Genomic DNA, 15,333 nt, shown 5'->3' on the forward strand with positions numbered 1-15,333 from the left:
AAATACAGGGACACCTTACCTATTTCCCAGACATCTTTTTACGACCGGCCTTTCTCGGTTTAACAATTCGCTGCAGTGAACTCTCGAGCGAATCAAGAAACGATTCGCCGCCTAAAGCTCGTCCGGTCCGTTCATGGCAGCGGATTTTCTCCGCATCTTCGTCGTCGGCATCAGACAGGAACACGCTCCATGCTCCCGCTAGTTGCAGCAGCGGAGCGGCCTGCACGAGAATATCGTCCTTTCCCTCACGGTGCGCCATGGCACTGCTCCATTTCCAGGCGTATGGATTCGGAGTGAGATGTGCCCGTACCGGATTCATCTCTATGTATCTTGCCGCTGCAAGAAGATACTGTTCATCCATCGGAAACGACGAGAATCGCCCCTGCCACAGATGCCCCGTCCACCGTTGCCGGCGGTTGATCGTCGCGGAATATCGACGGTGCGCTTCGCCAATCGCCCGCCGCAAGCCATCCTCCGTTTCCGGAACGGCGATCAGATGAATATGATTGGGCATCAGACAATACGCCCAGATATCGACCTGGAATTTTCGGCACCACTCAGCCATCAGAGCCAGATACAGCCGGTAATCCTCGTCACAGAAGAAGGTCTCCATCCGTCGATTGCCCCGCTGGGTCACGTGGTGCGGAACACCGGGGGCTATGATGCGTGCTATTCTTGGCATGGGTTGAGGTTACAACCGAAAGAGTGCATCATCAAGGATTAATAGGTAAGGTGTCCCCCTTTTTCCAAAACGGTACGGTACGGAAAGCTCCTGTGCCAAAGCTCTCATCAAAATACGATGGCCCAATGGATTTCAGTGTACTGCATGTGGTGGGATGAAAGCGTATTATGTTTCTTCGCGCCACGTGTATCAATGCACCCAGTGTCGTCATCAAGTTTCGGTAACGGCCGGCACTCTGTTTCATGCGACCAAAATTCCCCTGGTCAAATGGTTTTGGGCCATTTATCTCATGGCCTCCGACAAAGGCGGCATTTCCGCTCTTCGCGCATCCAAACTCCTCGGCGTTTCCTGGATCACCGCCTACACTATGCTCGGCAAGATCAGAAAAGCGATGGCCGACCGGGACAGCATCTACCGACTCGCCAACCTGATTGAGTTGGACGATACTTTTGTCGGTGGCAAACGCGCCGGCAAGAGAGGTCGTGGTGCCGAGGGTAAACGACCTGTACTTGTGGCGGTTGAAACTCGTGAAAAAGGGGCCGGATTCATCGCCATGGAAGCTATAGACAGCGTATCCAAAAACAGTGTAAAGCAATTTCTTGCCAGACACCTTCGCACTGACCAGACTGTGAAAACGGATGCGTTTCCGGCGATGAACATTATCGGTAAGCAGCATAAGCACCAAAAGAGAGTGACACCTCCTGAAGAGGCCAAAATTTGGTTGCCACTGGTTCACATCATGATCGGCAACATGAAGAAATTCATCAACGGAACTTTCCATGGTGTTTCTTCCCAGCATCTTCAGGAATATCTTGACGAATTTTGCTATCGCTTCAACCGGAGGTTTTGGGAACCGGAACTCCCGTTACGTTTACTCAACGCATGCCTTGCTCATGTTCCGATCAAGAATGCTGAGTTTCATTCATAGCCATTTTCTTTAAATGGGGTAGTCGGTTAGCTCCTCTTGTGTTACTTTGTCATATATGACAGCAGGAGGCGACTTCCCAAACACTTATCGCGAATTTGTGCAACATTTTCCTGACGACAGTGCATGCGCTGCCTACTTGGAGCACTTGCGGTGGCCAGATGGTTTTCATTGCCCTGCATGCATGACTCTTGGGGATCCGTGGCGACAAACACGTGGTCGTTTGGTCTGTCCGGCATGTCGTCATCAAACATCCGTGACGGTTGGCACGATTCTGAAAAAAAACGAGAACGCCACTGACAACTTGGTTTGAAGCCGCATGGCACCTTGCAACCGCCAAAAATGGCCTTTCGGCAAAAACTTTGGAACGAACGCTGGGTACCAGTTACCGGACGGCTTGGGCGATTCTCCAACGATACCGGGTATCGATGGTGCGTAGTGAGCGGGGGCAGTTGTCGGGTATTGTCGAAGTTGACGAGGCACTCCTTGGTGGCGTCGTGCAGGGCGGCAAGCGCGGCCGCGGAGCCACTAAGTCTATTGTTGTGATAGCTGTCGAGATCAAGAAACCTAAAGGTTTTGGGCGAATTAGAATGCGTCATATTCCAGAAGCCTCTTTTGCTTATCTCCAGCCTTTCATCAGTGACGTTGTAGCCGAGAAGGCAACTGTTCGCACAGACGGCTGGAAAGGATACAATGGATTGTTCAAGCACGAGTACGTACATGAAAGGACTGTGCTTTCCTCATCGGATGACCCTGCGCATGTTTCGATGCCAGGTGTGCATCGTGTAGCAAGCCTCCTCAAACGCTGGATTTTGGGAACTCATCAGGGATCTTTTGTACCCGGTCATCTCCAGGCCTACTTGGAAGAATTTACATTTCGCTTCAACCGCCGTACATCCCGCAGCCGGGGGCTTGTATTTCGTCGGCTTATGGAGCAAGCCGTGGTTACCCCGCCGGTGACTGAAGCTGACGTGACTTTCGGCTATAATGGGAGCCGAAGTCAAGGGGAGAGGAGCTAACCGACTACCCCCTTTCTTTAATTATTTTTCCACAATCCGAACAAAATTTTTGGTCAGGTGTTTTTGTTGTCAACTCATTACTTGTTTCCATTTCTCACTCCTTTAAAATTGATTTGTTGGGGCCGGTAGAATCTTCTTTATCTCAAAAAATCCAATCGGGGCAGGAGGCCGGTTTCCCGACTGCCCCTTCACAGATCCAGCGTGCGGTTTTCTCGCACAAGGCACCCAATATGGTTCGCTTCGTACAAAAGCAGATCAGCGCCAATATCCAATCTTCCTACTCCGCAAGCCGCGCAAGACTCTACACGGGCTGCTGGTTAAGCTTTGCCCGATAGGGGCTTCCTGCCCAGGAACTTAAGCAGGACGCCCTGTAAGAAGCACAAGCTGCGATTGGCGCACAAGCATGATGTCTATAGCCACCGACATAGCCGGGGGTTTACCTCATTGTCATTAAAAGACGCCATAGGGACTGTCCAGAGTAGAGCCATATAGGTTGACAGGCTAGATTTGGAAGATCGTACGTATTCTAGGAGGCTGTCCGAGAATGCCCTTGGTGAGATGTTCGGGTTAGCATGACGGTTCGAGCTCAATGGATACAGCTTAAATAAAGTGCCTGTTTTTATGTCATAACATGATGTAATTTCATTGTAATTGTTTGTTTTTCTCTGTTTTTATGGTAAATTGCCTCTATTCAAATAAGAGAGAGGTTTTCCATGTCGATTCCCTTCAAGAAAAGTCCGATAGAGTTCAATCAGCGACTGCTGTTTCCAAGCAATATTTTTGATCTGCTACCTGATGATCATGAATGCTACCTGTATAAAGACATATTCAAACAGCTTGACACCACCAGTTTGGAAAGTCAGTACAGCCAGAAAGGGCAAAATGCCTATCATCCCCTGTTGATTATCTCGATCCTGGTATATGCCTATAATCACGGCGTTTTTAGCTCAAGACAAATAGAGAGAAGATGTAATGAAGACCTGTCTTTTATGTATATCAGCGAGATGAATTGCCCCAATTTCCGGGTGATAAGCGATTTCAGGAAAAACAACGCCGCTTATTTCAATGAATGCTTTAAGCAAAGTGTTCTGTTGGCAATGGAATTGGGGCTTGCATCTCTTGGCCATGTGAGCTTGGACGGCTCAAAATTCAAGGCCAATTCCTCTAAACATAAAGCTATGAGCTACAATCGTCTCAAAGAAAAAGAGAAGGAATTAATGGCGGAAGTAGACTCCCTTATCGAAAAAGCCAATAGGTGCGATGAGGAAGAAGACAAGGAATATAAAGAACAAACCGGCTATGAAATTCCTGAAGATTTAAAGCATAAAGAAGAGAGACTCAAGCAAATACAAGCAGCCAAGGAAGCTTTGGAGAAACGCGAAGCATCAATCCATCCCGGCCAAGAAATTGAGGGCAAGAAGCAAATCAGTTTTGCAGATAAAGAAGCTCGCATAATGGGCAAAAATGGCAGCTTTGATTATCAGTACAATGGGCAGATCTGTGTAGACGAAGACAACCAGATTATTGTTGCGCAACATCTCAGCCTGAATGCGAACGACAAAAATGAGGTTGAGCCTGCCCTGAGAAATATGCAGGAAACAACCGGCACTCTGCCATCCAAACTGAGTGCTGATAATGGCTATATGTCAGGAGATAATCTTGAGGCCTTAACCGTCCCTGAGCTTGATGCATATGTTGCTACCGACAAAGGAGAGAAGAAGAACAAGGTCTCCTTGGACGACTCGAACCGTAACCTCACAAAAGCAGATTTTATCTATAATGCACAGGATGACTGCTTTACATGTCCCGGTGGGCAAATCCTGGAGCTTAAAAATGAATCTAAAGCCGGCAAAAAGACATACCAGGGTTCCCCAGATGTTTGTGCCGATTGTGACTATAAAAGCAGGTGTTGTAAATCAGCCAAAGGCGAAGCCAGAACCATAAACACGGACGACAAAGAGCCGTTACGTCAACAGATGAATGCCAAAATGGAGGAAAAATCCTCCAAAGAAATTTACAAGAAACGAAAAGTAATTGTGGAGCCGGTGTTCGGCCAGATAAAGAACACCGGCTTCCGAGGATTCAGCGTCAGAGGGCATGGAAAAACAAGTGGTGAATTCTCCCTCGTGTGTACTGTACATAACCTTAAAAAGATAATGAAAGCCATTTTGAGAGGAGTGGTACGTTCGGAATCAGGGAATTTAGTGGCAAATATGGCATAATGAGTTGGAATTGACCGAGATTTAGGCGAAAATCTCTTCCATGAGATTTTGTATGTGCATATTCCTCTTAATCTCTCTTGGCGGCATTCTACGCTACTCTTTTTATGGTTAGGCTGCGCAACGGACTCTGCTTTAAGTCGTTATTCTCGGACAAGCTCCTAGTCACCTCTGCTTCGCTACATGACAGCCAGGTAGCGATTCCACTGATAAAGCTGACCAGTAGGAAGGTAATCTACCTGTACGATCTGATGGATGCGGCATATGATGCGGCAAGAATCGAACAGATCAGCCGGGAATACAATCATGTCATGATCACAGAGAAAAATGGCCGATGTAAGGAAGTTGTTCCCATGGCGCCTCACCAGGCAGAACGTTACAAAATCAGATCGAGCGCGGAGCGGGCAAACAGTCGATTGAAAGAAGACTTCGGCGCCAACAACGTCATGGTCAAAGGACACGCCAAGGTATCACTTCATTTGATGTTCGGAGTCATTACCCTGTTTGCCGATCAACTGCTCCGACTGATTGGTTAGGATTTAAAGATCGGAGGCCTTGCCTTGGACGCTCTTTGGCAAGCTGCTCATTTTGAAAGAGGCTCTAATGGTAGATAGGTAGATAACGCACAAAATAAAACGGTTTGTGCAACTTTCTAAAACGACTTATTTGATTGGGTTTTAAGTTTTTCTGTATATACCTTCTTTTTTTCCATGCAATGCCCAACAACCTCTTTGATGTGTGATTTATTTACATAAACAACAGGCTCAAACCCATTGCCAACAAAAATATATAGCAATTCATTTTCTGTTTCCCACATCAACCAATCAGGATTTTTCCCCTGCCGGACTATTTTATTTTCCACTTTCTGCATATGCATCGATATATCCTTGTTATTTCCATTATCTCCTTCTGTGACAACTGTTCCTTGCCCATATTTTTCTTGCAATGTTTGAAGAACAGTGTCGGTTTTACTAGGATCAATAGTGATAGTGTAATAAAGAAGTTTCTCATCAAATGCTGAAAAAAAGAATCGTCCACCACTGGTAATTATTGTATCACTTGCATTTGAAAAGTGTCTTTCTGTATTTTCGTCGGCATATACTCGTACAATCGATTCTTCCCCACATTCTTCCAATTTAGAGTTAATATCTCTAAGAGTTTTATTACTTTGTACCAGATAATATGGAATATCATTGTTTGCTGTCAAAGTTCCTGCTTTTTGGTCGTTCCGGCCACGTTGTCTAAGCCCAACAAAATCGTTGGTTATTTTTAATTTTTCACTTATCACATCTCTACTGTCTGTCCATTGTATATCGCTGAAGCTAAAAGATTCAGCACCATACACCGTTGAATGAGCGGTTAGGAAAATACAAAAAAAGAAAAGAAATAATTTCAAAATGTCCTCCTCTAGATAAGAATTTTGTCTAATGTTCTGGTTTTTAGATAAAAAAGGCAGAGCAAAATGAATGACTCTGTCTTTTGTGTATCTGATTTATGATAAGAAGAAGTCAGGCTTTCTTTTTCCTGCAAGCTGCGATTAATAATACGGCGATACCTACCAAATAGAAGTATGGTGATTGATTTGGGGGTGAGGGTGATAAAGTCAATTACCCCATATTCTGGTTCTCACATATCAATTCTATATTTTTCTGCCAGGTTTTTTGGATGTTCGCCTAATGAATCAATATCACTGTCTTTTATGTCGTTGCATGATAAGTCAGGAAATATTTTATTTGAATTGAAAAACTTATCAAATTCATCATGACCGGCGTAACAATATTTACCATTTTCGTAAATATATATTTCTCCACTACAACCCCCACTTCCACAGAGATCATATGTGTATAAGTACCATGCCTGATGACCATCTCCTTTAATGTCTCTGTGTTTGTATGTAATATCATTTCTTGTAGTTTTTATTTCAACCGGTTCTTGAGGTTTATAGTCGGTTAATGTTGGGTGTCTAGCAATATAAAGATCATATACGTCATCGGGAGGAACTGTTTCTTTTCCGTTATTGCCGTTCGGCGGTACATCTATTTTCTTTGAATCTGTCTGTGGGTTCGTTGGAGTTGGCACATCCTTCGACTGTAATGAATTAGCTATGCTTTGGACTATCGCTTGCTGCACACTTATCGCATCAAATAAATCCATTCCACTAACAACGGAAACTATGTGCCTACCGTTGTCGTCGAGTTGAGAAGTATAAGTTATTGGAAGTTGGTAATTATCTCCTGCGATTAGCTTTGCCTCACAGGAATATTTTTTAATTCCTTTATCATAGGCACTAGGTCTAGGAAGTTCTAAATTTAAGAAATCCCCCCCTTTTTCGTTAAACTGCTCAGTCTCTTTTTTGTCCATCGACGAGAGAGGCCCAACCTGTTCTATAATAATCTGTTTTACTAATGTGATAGTATTTTCATCTGAGCATTTGGGCGGTTCTTTTGAACATGCAGCAAGTAAAATGCACGTTGCCATTATTAGGGTAATTCGGCACAGAATAGAGTCCATGTTTGTCCCTTGCTTAACCTGCTGATTCTATGTGGAATGAATGTAAAGACAAAAGAATTATTTTGCCTAATGACAGTTTGGTACTATTTTAAACTGCGGGTACGTTGAATAATCCAAGTTCGTGAAAAGAGGAATTGGATGATCATTCCACGCCTTTTTTATTATTTAACGATTCGATGATTGAGGCTTCAACGTTCATAATAAATTTAGAATCCTCGGGTACCGAGCAGGTGAATGGTTTCGAGTAAGATTGCTGAGTACCATTCCAAATTTGATTATGGAGGATAGCATATTCATATGCTTCGTTATACGCGGCGATCAATGTATTCATTAATTCTTCAATGGAAGGATTTTTTGCCACGGCTTCTTTGATTGATTGATTGAGCGATTCTGGGATTTTCTTCGAGTTGTAGCAAGATTCAGCGAGAGCTGCGGCACTTCCCATTTGTTTATATTGGTCGATAGGAGAGCCCGCTGAGTAAGCTGTGGTTGCAACCAGAATTCCTAAAAATGTCCCAATAAATCGAAGAAACAACATGATTGATCTCCAAGGTTGCTGTTTTATACCATTTTGGTTTACGGCTTTCCTATATTCCCTGTTAGCAAGAAAATGTTTAACATACCTACCATCAAAATTAGGATTGCATCAATTCTTCTCCAGTTAAACTCAGTAAATTTATTGATTTTCCAACCAAACAATACAGACTAGCTTTTAATTCAGGAAAGCCTTCCGGATTTCTTCAATTTGCTCTACAGAAAGTTCATTTTGCCTTTTTGCGACAAGAATCATATCAACAAGGATATCAAAAGGCAGCTCTGGGCATCCGCGCGAAATGTTACCGCTAGCATTTTTGTAGGCATATTTGATTGAACGGCTTTCAAGTGCATTGTCATCCCACGATGACCAGCCAATACGAATTTCTCCATCCCTATATGATTCTTTGTATGTAGGTATCATAGACAATTCCTTTATTTTTTGACAGTATTTTGATAGTGTTCAATCAGTGCATCAACACTGTATACACACTGTGGGTGATATTGTAAAGTTTTTTAGTCTGTCTATTAAAACCTTTTCTTTTGAAGATTAGACAAAATAGATTATTTTGTCTAATGGCAGATAAAGCCCCATTTAAAATGGTTTGGCAAACTCCTAAACCGGCATATTTGATTGTTTGGGCTAAACCCTATTAAAAAAATGGCTGTGATTCCAAATTATTGTGGAGTGGATGTTCTAACGGTATCTTTATCCTGCCGCTATTCTTGCTTTTTTCCGGTGGTGGTCAAGACGTAAAGTTGCTATGTTTGATCCCTACAACGGCACTTATGAACATGTGTACCACATGCTGTAGGTCGCTTCGGAGTACGAATACTGCATATTGTGTCTATATTGACATGTTGCGTTGTAATTCTAAGTTGCAATCATAACAATACTAATTTAACATATAGCCATGAACATTACCAGGAGGTAACGACATGGCAAGAATTGCACGATACGATGAGGGAGAATTAAAGGCAGCCCTGCAAATGGTGTCCGAGGCGACCACAATCCAAGAGCTACGGCAAGGACAAGCTGTTTTGCTCCCCGCACTCACTGGAGCTACTCTGGACACGACAGCTGAGGTGCTTGGTTTAAGTCGCGATCGAGTGTGCGTTCTTCGGCGACAATTTGGCGAATTAATCAAGGCTCCATCAAAAATGATTGGGGAACGACGAGGTGGTCGCCGCCGACAACTGATGACCCTTGAAGAGGAAAAGGAATTTTTGGCGCCTTGGATTGAAAAAGCAGCAACGGGGAGCGTTCTCGTAGTGCCACCCATCCACCTTGCATTCCAGGAACGGGTAGGACACGAAGTGCCGAAATCAACAATATATCGTTTGTTGGCCAGACACGGATGGCGAAAGGTAACGCCGGATACCAGGCATCCCAAAGTTGACGTTGCCGCACAAGAGGAGTTTAAAAAAAATTCTCCGAGGTTATCACGGGAGAAATGATCGGAAGAGACAAGCCGCTTTTGCTGCTGTTTCAGGACGAGGCGAGGTTTGGCCGGATGAGTGACCCGGCTCGTTGCTGGGCTCCTGTCCCGATCCGCCCAACGGTAGGATTGGCGCTGATACGAGAGTTTCGGTATTTTTATGCAGCCATCGGACCACAAGGAGGAACCCTGCATTGGATGGTCACCGAGAAGATGAACACCGAAAACATGTCCGTATTTCTCAAGCAGGTGGCGGAAGCGCATACTGATCGACATGTGGTTATGGTTGTTGATGGAGCCAGTTCTCATCGTGCAAAAGCTCTTGAGGTTCCTGACAATATGTCTCTAATCCGATTGCCACCGTATTCACCGGAACTCAATCCAACTGAAATTCTGTGGCATGAGTTACGTGAAAAACGGTGTGCCAATCGCGTGTTCGAATCGCTTGATGCAGTATGTAGCGAGGTTGAGGTCGGCCTTCAAGAGCTCGCATCTCTACCAATGGCTGTGACGCGGTTAAGTGGATGGCCATGGATTGTTAATAGTATTTTTTAGAATGCAACTTAGAATAAGGTGATTTTCAGGTTTGTTTCTAACAAAATCAATAATAGGTGGGTAGTATGGGGCGGATTACGGTTTTATTTAGTGGTATTTTATTGCTGGCGGTAGGTTGCAGTGGTCAAGTCAATAAAGAAGCTGAGAATGCAGCAATGCAGGAACTTGGTAAGTATGTCATCAAATGCGGGGACGACTACACCATTTATATTAATACTGGTGGTGAATTATGGAAATTTATTCAAATGGGGTAGTCGGTTAGCTCCTCTTATGTTACTTTGTCATATATGACAGCAGGAGGCGACTTCCCAAACACTTATCGCGAATTTGTGCAACATTTTCCTGACGACAGTGCATGCGCTGCCTACTTGGAGCACTTGCGGTGGCCAGATGGTTTTCATTGCCCTGCATGCATGACTCTTGGGGATCCGTGGCGACAAACACGTGGTCGTTTGGTCTGTCCGGCATGTCGTCATCAAACATCCGTGACGGTTGGCACGATTCTGGAAAAAACGAGAACGCCACTGACGACTTGGTTTGAAGCCGCATGGCACCTTACAACCGCCAAAAATGGCCTTTCGGCAAAAACTTTGGAACGAACGCTGGGTACCAGTTACCGGACGGCTTGGGCGATTCTCCAACGATACCGGGTATCGATGGTGCGTAGTGAGCGGGGGCAGTTGTCGGGTATTGTCGAAGTTGACGAGGCACTCCTTGGTGGCGTCGTGCAGGGCGGCAAGCGCGGCCGCGGAGCCTAAGTCTATTGTTGTGATAGCTGTCGAGATCAAGAAACCTAAAGGTTTTGGGCGAATTAGAATGCGTCATATTCCAGAAGCCTCTTTTGCTTATCTCCAGCCTTTCATCAGTGACGTTGTAGCCGAGAAGGCAACTGTTCGCACAGACGGCTGGAAAGGATACAATGGATTGTTCAAGCACGAGTACGTACATGAAAGGACTGTGCTTTCCTCATCGGATGACCCTGCGCATGTTTCGATGCCAGGTGTGCATCGTGTAGCAAGCCTCCTCAAACGCTGGATTTTGGGAACTCATCAGGGATCTTTTGTACCCGGTCATCTCCAGGCCTACTTGGAAGAATTTACATTTCGCTTCAACCGCCGTACATCCCGCAGCCGGGGGCTTGTATTTCGTCGGCTTATGGAGCAAACCGTGGTCACCCCGCCGGTGACTGAAGCTGACGTGACTTTCGGCTATAATTGGAGCCGAAGTCAAGGGGAGAGGAGCTAACCGACTACCCCCTTTTATTCAATTTAAAAAAGCCTCATTGTCGAGTGAAGAGACAACATCAGAGGCTGATCGTTTAAATGGTCTTGAGTGGAGTGGCTATATAAGAATAGATCTTAATGCACCTGCTAGGAGTTCTGAATTTAAAACTTGGTCAGACTGGTCATCTGATGAAAATCAATCTTTTACAGCACAAATGCTTGCCGAAAAAAAGAAAGATGGACAATGGCAGTTTAAGAATCAGTCATCTTTTCAGATGAAAGCTATTACTTGCTCAGATGTTCCTTGATAACAAAGGCTTCAAGGCCAAAATAGCTGCTTGGGTTTCTTTCTATTCTTTATCCCAGTCATAATCTCCCCAGCCTTCTCGTTCAGCTCTGGCCATTAATATTCGTGCAAGTTTAAGAGAAGGAATGCGGGCTTGTCCTCGTGCGGGTTGCAGGTGTCCGTTCGGCTTTTCATAAATGAAGCGATACCCTTTTTCTGTGTATCCGTTTGGATGGTGATAATGACACCACTGGAAACAGAGACTCCAGCCATTTCCTACATCTTCAGAAACTTCATGGATTTTTTCAACATTCATCGTATGGCTCCTGTCTATAGAATATAAGGTGCTGGTTTGTTCTTCCCATAGAACGTTTGGGGCGTTTAATAGACCCCATTTTTTTTGAAAAAGATGAATGATTAGACAAAAAGTATTATTTTGTCTAATCCTTGGATCACAGGCATTGGAAAATCAAGTACTTACCTGTCATGATTGTCGACAAACATTGGACAAATTGATGAACAATTGAGCCTCTTTCAAAAAGACGAGTTGTTGTTGACGAGAGATTTAAAACCTGAGAATTTGTGTATTTAAATAATTGAATTAATTGATCTTCATGGCAATTTTTGGTATAGTTTTGTATCCAGCAAAACACAACCAAGGAGAATGTCATGAAGCTCACAGACAAGATATCATGGTTGATGGGGCGTGTCCAAAGAAGTCTGTTTCCTCATCTGAACCAATGCCTGACGACGCCGCTTACCAAACAGGAGGAGAGGTTGGTATCCATCCTGGAGATACTACAGGTTGAACGACATGTACCAAAGAACGTCACGCGTTATCAGTATCCTGGACGTAAGCCGCATGATCGGCAGTGTCTGGCCCGTGCGTTTGTGGCAAAAGCGCTGTATCGCCTCCCGACAACCAGTGATTTGCGCCGTGCCTTGCAATCAGTTGCCAACTTGAGAAGGATCTGCGGGTTCAGGGAATACGGTGCTCTTCCATCGGAAGCGACATTTTCACGGGCTTTTGCTGAATTTGCCGCCGGCAGTCTTGATTGCAGCGTACACGACGCACTGATCAACGAATACCTGAAGGATCAGATTATCGGGCATATAAATCGCGATTCCACAGCTATTGTCGGTCGCGAGAAGCCGGCCAAAAAGGTTGTCAAAGAACCGAGGCCACCTCGCAAAAGAGGACGCCCTGCCAGAGGTGAGCATCGTGAAATCATCGAAAAACGGCTCGATCGTCAGGTTCGGCAGACCGCGGAGGAAGCCATTGATGAGTTGCCTATCGCCTGCGATCGCGGCACCAAGAAGAATGCCAAGGGATACAAGGAGTCATGGAATGGCTACAAGCTGCATCTGGACACAAACGATATCGGCCTGCCGATCAGCGCTCTAGTCACCTCTGCTTCGCTACATGACAGCCAGGTAGCGATTCCACTGATAAAGCTGACCAGTAGGAAGGTAATCTACCTGTACGATCTGATGGATGCGGCATATGATGCGGCAAGAATCGAACAGATCAGCCGGGAATACAATCATGTCATGATCACAGAGAAAAATGGCCGATGTAAGGAAGTTGTTCCCATGGCGCCTCACCAGGCAGAACGTTACAAAATCAGATCGAGCGCGGAGCGGGCAAACAGTCGATTGAAAGAAGACTTCGGCGCCAACAACGTCATGGTCAAAGGACACGCCAAGGTATCACTTCATTTGATGTTCGGAGTCATTACCCTGTTTGCCGATCAACTGCTCCGACTGATTGGTTAGGATTTAAAGATCGGAGGCCTTGCCTTGGACGCTCTTTGGCAAGCTGCTCATTTTGAAAGAGGCTCACAAGAAAGAAATTTCCAGCCGAAAAATCGAGATTTCTCGCTATCGCTCGAAATGACAGGAGGATGGCTCGATATGACGGAGACAGAAAAAGTTAAAATAAGCGGTTACGAAATACCTTCAAAGGTGAAATTCCTTTAGGTTGAATTCCTTTATATGGCAGGGAACCACGTCACCTCCATTTGACCAACCAACAATCTCGTTATTCTGCAAGTAGCTGATCTGCCCCACATCGTCGTATCTAACAGGAATATCATCTCTTATTTGGACACTACCCTATACCCGGCAACCGGACAAGCGAAAATGCGACAGGACGTCCTGTGCGATTTTTGGGGAATTGGCTCTGTCAGTCAGATACCCATAACAGAGCAGTTCAGTTTGCATCGAAAGGCGGATTGTCCTACCGCTCAAGGGAGGGATGATAGCCAATGGGCGCTGTTCTGAAAAATATAGCGACCCTTCTCCGAAATCGACCCTTGGATCCTTGATCTCACCCCCCGAGTTGTTTTTTGATGTCGATGATCGGGGTGCCGTCGAGGATGTCCAGCCCCGACACCTCCAGGCGGTTGCCATCGACGGCCAGGACCTTCAGCTCCGAAATCGCAATCGGGTTGGGCCGCACCGGACTGCGGGTGGCGAAGACGCCGCGCAGACCCTGGGAGCGGTCGCCACGCGGGTAGACCAAGAGGATGTCGCGGTTGGACCGATGCAGCCAGAACAGCACGACGATGGTCTGGCCGGCGATAATCCCTTCGAGCCCAGCCTGGTATTCGGGGAAGATCTCCAGGGTGCCGGTTCGATCCGAGATGTCAAAGTTCCGCGGGGCCTCGCCGACATCGGTGATATCACCGTGCAGCACCCCGATAATCCGCAATGCAGGTTGTTCCATATTGTCTCCCTTATTCAACAAAGGTTGGAGTCTCTTGCAAAATGAACCGCTGCAGATCCTGTCATTTTGACCGGAGCCAGAAAACTCGTCGTCCTGATAACCGAGATTTCTCGCTATCGCTCGAAATGACAACATAAATTAAATGACAATACAAAATATATCGGCCCTCCGAAATACCGGTGGGACAAACGTGTTCTATTGTCATTTCGCAGATGACTCGTTGTTGATCAATTTCCCGGCCGCACGCCGCCGGCGCCGACTGGGCCGATGGTGGCACCGAGGTCCATGGTGTCTTATTGTACTTCATACGGCAAGGGTTTCTCCTGCCGAACAGTATACATGGAGGTACGACCATGATCAAATCGACAGTGGATTACAAGGACTGGACCATTTCCGTGTCCGCCGAGTCCAACATGTGCTCGAATTTCAGCTTCGATGTGACCGACCCGTCCGGCCGCACCCAGCATGTCGGCCTGGGCGGCGACGACGAGCGCCGGGCGATGGAGAGGGCGAAAGAATTGATCGATCTGGAACTGGCACTGGCCGAGGAACGATAATGAAAGCGCAACTGAACTTCATCCGGCAACAGGGCTTCCCGGACGCCTCGGCTGACTCCTGCGCCTGCCTGTACCCGGCGCTGATGTGGCAGCCGCGCATCGTCGGATCCCTGGTGGTGATTGGCCTTTTGCTCCAATCCGGGTTATATTTTCTGGTTTTGGGCGCCCTTCTGTGGTGGAATGCGACGCTACCCCGCCTGAACCCGTTCGATGCCCTCTACAACCGCATCGTCGCCGGGCCGAGGAACCTGCCGCTCCTGGAACCGGCCCAGCCTCCCCGCCGTTTCGCGCAGGGCATGGCCGGCACCTTCATGCTGGTGATCGGGATCGCTCTGGTCGCGGGTCTGACCGGTCTCGCCTGGATTGTCGAAGCCCTGCTGGTGGCGGCACTGGCGGCCCTGATCTTCGGCCGCTTCTGCCTGGGTTCCTACCTGTACCACCAGTTCCGGGGACAGGGAGACTTCGCCAACCACACGCTGCCGTGGTCGCGGACCGGGTAAGCAGGACAATCCGGCCCGGTATGGAGTGATCGAACGGCTGGTGATCGGGACAAAAAGATCAGTACGAGCCACGGCGAGGGGGGAGTTTTCCGTCCCTGGAAACCAGCAGGTGCTCCACCCAAAGAGTATCTTTATTAAAACTGTCGCCACGGGGT

Annotated in this window: 16 protein-coding genes and 3 pseudogenes; 12 read left to right on the forward strand and 7 right to left on the reverse strand. The window is 46.6% G+C overall.

The features are described 5' to 3' along the window. Positions 1-19: 19 nt before the first annotated feature. A complete protein-coding gene (locus tag ACWGKN_RS08540) occupies positions 20-682 on the reverse strand; it encodes a transposase (RefSeq protein ID WP_035228094.1) in 663 nt (220 codons plus the stop codon). A gap of 67 nt (positions 683-749) precedes the next feature. Here ACWGKN_RS08540 and ACWGKN_RS08545 point away from each other — a divergent pair. The 4 genes and pseudogenes from ACWGKN_RS08545 to ACWGKN_RS08560 form a co-directional block, all read left to right on the forward strand. Next, positions 750-1,610, forward strand: a pseudogene (locus tag ACWGKN_RS08545) (IS1595 family transposase); the annotation flags it as partial. 55 nt (positions 1,611-1,665) lie between these two features. After that, positions 1,666-2,626: pseudogene (locus ACWGKN_RS08550) on the forward strand (IS1595 family transposase). A gap of 713 nt (positions 2,627-3,339) precedes the next feature. Beyond that, complete coding sequence (locus ACWGKN_RS08555) at positions 3,340-4,848, forward strand: IS1182 family transposase (RefSeq protein WP_452095000.1); 1,509 nt, start codon at positions 3,340-3,342, stop codon at positions 4,846-4,848. Positions 4,849-4,952: 104 nt separating this feature from the next. Continuing rightward, positions 4,953-5,381, forward strand: coding sequence for a transposase (locus ACWGKN_RS08560; RefSeq protein WP_452095037.1), 429 nt, complete (start codon positions 4,953-4,955; stop codon positions 5,379-5,381). 116 nt (positions 5,382-5,497) lie between these two features. Here ACWGKN_RS08560 and ACWGKN_RS08565 read toward each other — a convergent pair whose 3' ends face one another. The 4 genes from ACWGKN_RS08565 to ACWGKN_RS08580 all read right to left on the reverse strand — a co-directional run bounded on the left by ACWGKN_RS08565 (position 5,498) and on the right by ACWGKN_RS08580 (position 8,314). Beyond that, entirely contained in the window at positions 5,498-6,241 is a 744-nt protein-coding gene (locus ACWGKN_RS08565; protein WP_452095038.1) for a hypothetical protein, read from the reverse strand. 230 nt (positions 6,242-6,471) lie between these two features. Then, a complete protein-coding gene (locus ACWGKN_RS08570) occupies positions 6,472-7,356 on the reverse strand; it encodes a hypothetical protein (RefSeq protein ID WP_452095039.1) in 885 nt (294 codons plus the stop codon). A 142-nt stretch (positions 7,357-7,498) separates the two neighbouring features. Continuing rightward, on the reverse strand, positions 7,499-7,894 hold the full coding sequence (locus tag ACWGKN_RS08575; protein ID WP_452095040.1) for a hypothetical protein: 396 nt from the start codon (positions 7,892-7,894) through the stop codon (positions 7,499-7,501). Positions 7,895-8,068: 174 nt separating this feature from the next. Then, positions 8,069-8,314 (reverse strand): hypothetical protein, encoded by a 246-nt coding sequence (locus ACWGKN_RS08580; protein ID WP_452095041.1) that lies wholly within the window; start codon positions 8,312-8,314, stop codon positions 8,069-8,071. Between the two features lie 515 nt (positions 8,315-8,829). Here ACWGKN_RS08580 and ACWGKN_RS08585 point away from each other — a divergent pair. From ACWGKN_RS08585 to ACWGKN_RS08605, 5 genes and pseudogenes are all read left to right on the forward strand, one after another. After that, complete coding sequence (locus ACWGKN_RS08585; RefSeq protein WP_035233079.1) at positions 8,830-9,348, forward strand: winged helix-turn-helix domain-containing protein; 519 nt, start codon at positions 8,830-8,832, stop codon at positions 9,346-9,348. Further along, complete coding sequence (locus tag ACWGKN_RS08590) at positions 9,345-9,884, forward strand: IS630 family transposase (RefSeq protein ID WP_452095042.1); 540 nt, start codon at positions 9,345-9,347, stop codon at positions 9,882-9,884. Before ACWGKN_RS08585 ends, ACWGKN_RS08590 begins: the two co-directional genes overlap by 4 nt. 65 nt (positions 9,885-9,949) lie before the next feature. Further along, positions 9,950-10,138: a hypothetical protein gene (locus ACWGKN_RS08595; protein ID WP_452095043.1), complete on the forward strand. Its 189-nt coding sequence runs from the start codon at positions 9,950-9,952 to the stop codon at positions 10,136-10,138. Positions 10,139-10,171: 33 nt separating this feature from the next. Beyond that, positions 10,172-11,129, forward strand: a pseudogene (locus ACWGKN_RS08600) (IS1595 family transposase). Between the two features lie 37 nt (positions 11,130-11,166). Then, positions 11,167-11,415 carry a hypothetical protein gene (locus ACWGKN_RS08605; protein ID WP_452095044.1) on the forward strand — a complete coding sequence of 83 codons (249 nt, stop codon included), beginning with the start codon at positions 11,167-11,169 and terminating at the stop codon, positions 11,413-11,415. A gap of 42 nt (positions 11,416-11,457) precedes the next feature. Here the strand turns inward: ACWGKN_RS08605 and ACWGKN_RS08610 are convergent, their stop codons facing one another. Next, the gene (locus ACWGKN_RS08610) at positions 11,458-11,709 is read right to left on the reverse strand and encodes a hypothetical protein (RefSeq protein WP_452095045.1); all 252 of its coding nucleotides are present in this window, start codon (positions 11,707-11,709) and stop codon (positions 11,458-11,460) included. Positions 11,710-12,062: 353 nt separating this feature from the next. On the opposite strand from ACWGKN_RS08610, the gene ACWGKN_RS08615 reads away from it, so the two are divergent. Next, positions 12,063-13,169, forward strand: a complete 1,107-nt coding sequence (locus ACWGKN_RS08615) for a transposase (protein WP_452095046.1) — start codon at positions 12,063-12,065, stop codon at positions 13,167-13,169. Positions 13,170-13,722: 553 nt separating this feature from the next. On the opposite strand, the gene tsaA is transcribed toward ACWGKN_RS08615, so the two are convergent. Continuing rightward, positions 13,723-14,121, reverse strand: a complete 399-nt coding sequence (gene tsaA, locus ACWGKN_RS08620) for a tRNA (N6-threonylcarbamoyladenosine(37)-N6)-methyltransferase TrmO (protein WP_035228099.1) — start codon at positions 14,119-14,121, stop codon at positions 13,723-13,725. Positions 14,122-14,474: 353 nt separating this feature from the next. Between tsaA and ACWGKN_RS08625 the strand changes: the two genes are divergently transcribed. Both ACWGKN_RS08625 and ACWGKN_RS08630 read left to right on the forward strand, forming a co-directional pair. Continuing rightward, a complete protein-coding gene (locus tag ACWGKN_RS08625; protein WP_452095047.1) occupies positions 14,475-14,678 on the forward strand; it encodes a hypothetical protein in 204 nt (67 codons plus the stop codon). Beyond that, positions 14,678-15,178, forward strand: a complete 501-nt coding sequence (locus ACWGKN_RS08630) for a DUF4395 family protein (RefSeq protein ID WP_452095048.1) — start codon at positions 14,678-14,680, stop codon at positions 15,176-15,178. The genes ACWGKN_RS08625 and ACWGKN_RS08630 overlap by 1 nt, the downstream gene beginning before the upstream one ends. Positions 15,179-15,333 lie beyond the last annotated feature (155 nt).

It is taken from the genome of Desulfoprunum sp. (genome assembly GCF_053613775.1).

Excerpts from the sequence above, each read along its gene's own strand:
- ACWGKN_RS08630 (WP_452095048.1), top strand. The coding sequence starts at position 14,678 with ATGAAAGCGCAACTGAACTTCATCCGGCAACAGGGCTTCCCGGACGCC.
- ACWGKN_RS08585 (WP_035233079.1), top strand. The coding sequence starts at position 8,830 with ATGGCAAGAATTGCACGATACGATGAGGGAGAATTAAAGGCAGCCCTG.
- ACWGKN_RS08610 (WP_452095045.1), bottom strand. The coding sequence starts at position 11,709 with ATGAATGTTGAAAAAATCCATGAAGTTTCTGAAGATGTAGGAAATGGC.
- ACWGKN_RS08575 (WP_452095040.1), bottom strand. The coding sequence starts at position 7,894 with ATGTTGTTTCTTCGATTTATTGGGACATTTTTAGGAATTCTGGTTGCA.
- ACWGKN_RS08590 (WP_452095042.1), top strand. The coding sequence starts at position 9,345 with ATGATCGGAAGAGACAAGCCGCTTTTGCTGCTGTTTCAGGACGAGGCG.
- ACWGKN_RS08555 (WP_452095000.1), top strand. The coding sequence starts at position 3,340 with ATGTCGATTCCCTTCAAGAAAAGTCCGATAGAGTTCAATCAGCGACTG.
- ACWGKN_RS08615 (WP_452095046.1), top strand. The coding sequence starts at position 12,063 with ATGAAGCTCACAGACAAGATATCATGGTTGATGGGGCGTGTCCAAAGA.
- ACWGKN_RS08595 (WP_452095043.1), top strand. The coding sequence starts at position 9,950 with ATGGGGCGGATTACGGTTTTATTTAGTGGTATTTTATTGCTGGCGGTA.
- tsaA (WP_035228099.1), bottom strand. The coding sequence starts at position 14,121 with ATGGAACAACCTGCATTGCGGATTATCGGGGTGCTGCACGGTGATATC.
- ACWGKN_RS08560 (WP_452095037.1), top strand. The coding sequence starts at position 4,953 with ATGGTTAGGCTGCGCAACGGACTCTGCTTTAAGTCGTTATTCTCGGAC.
- ACWGKN_RS08540 (WP_035228094.1), bottom strand. The coding sequence starts at position 682 with ATGCCAAGAATAGCACGCATCATAGCCCCCGGTGTTCCGCACCACGTG.
- ACWGKN_RS08580 (WP_452095041.1), bottom strand. The coding sequence starts at position 8,314 with ATGATACCTACATACAAAGAATCATATAGGGATGGAGAAATTCGTATT.
- ACWGKN_RS08625 (WP_452095047.1), top strand. The coding sequence starts at position 14,475 with ATGATCAAATCGACAGTGGATTACAAGGACTGGACCATTTCCGTGTCC.
- ACWGKN_RS08570 (WP_452095039.1), bottom strand. The coding sequence starts at position 7,356 with ATGGACTCTATTCTGTGCCGAATTACCCTAATAATGGCAACGTGCATT.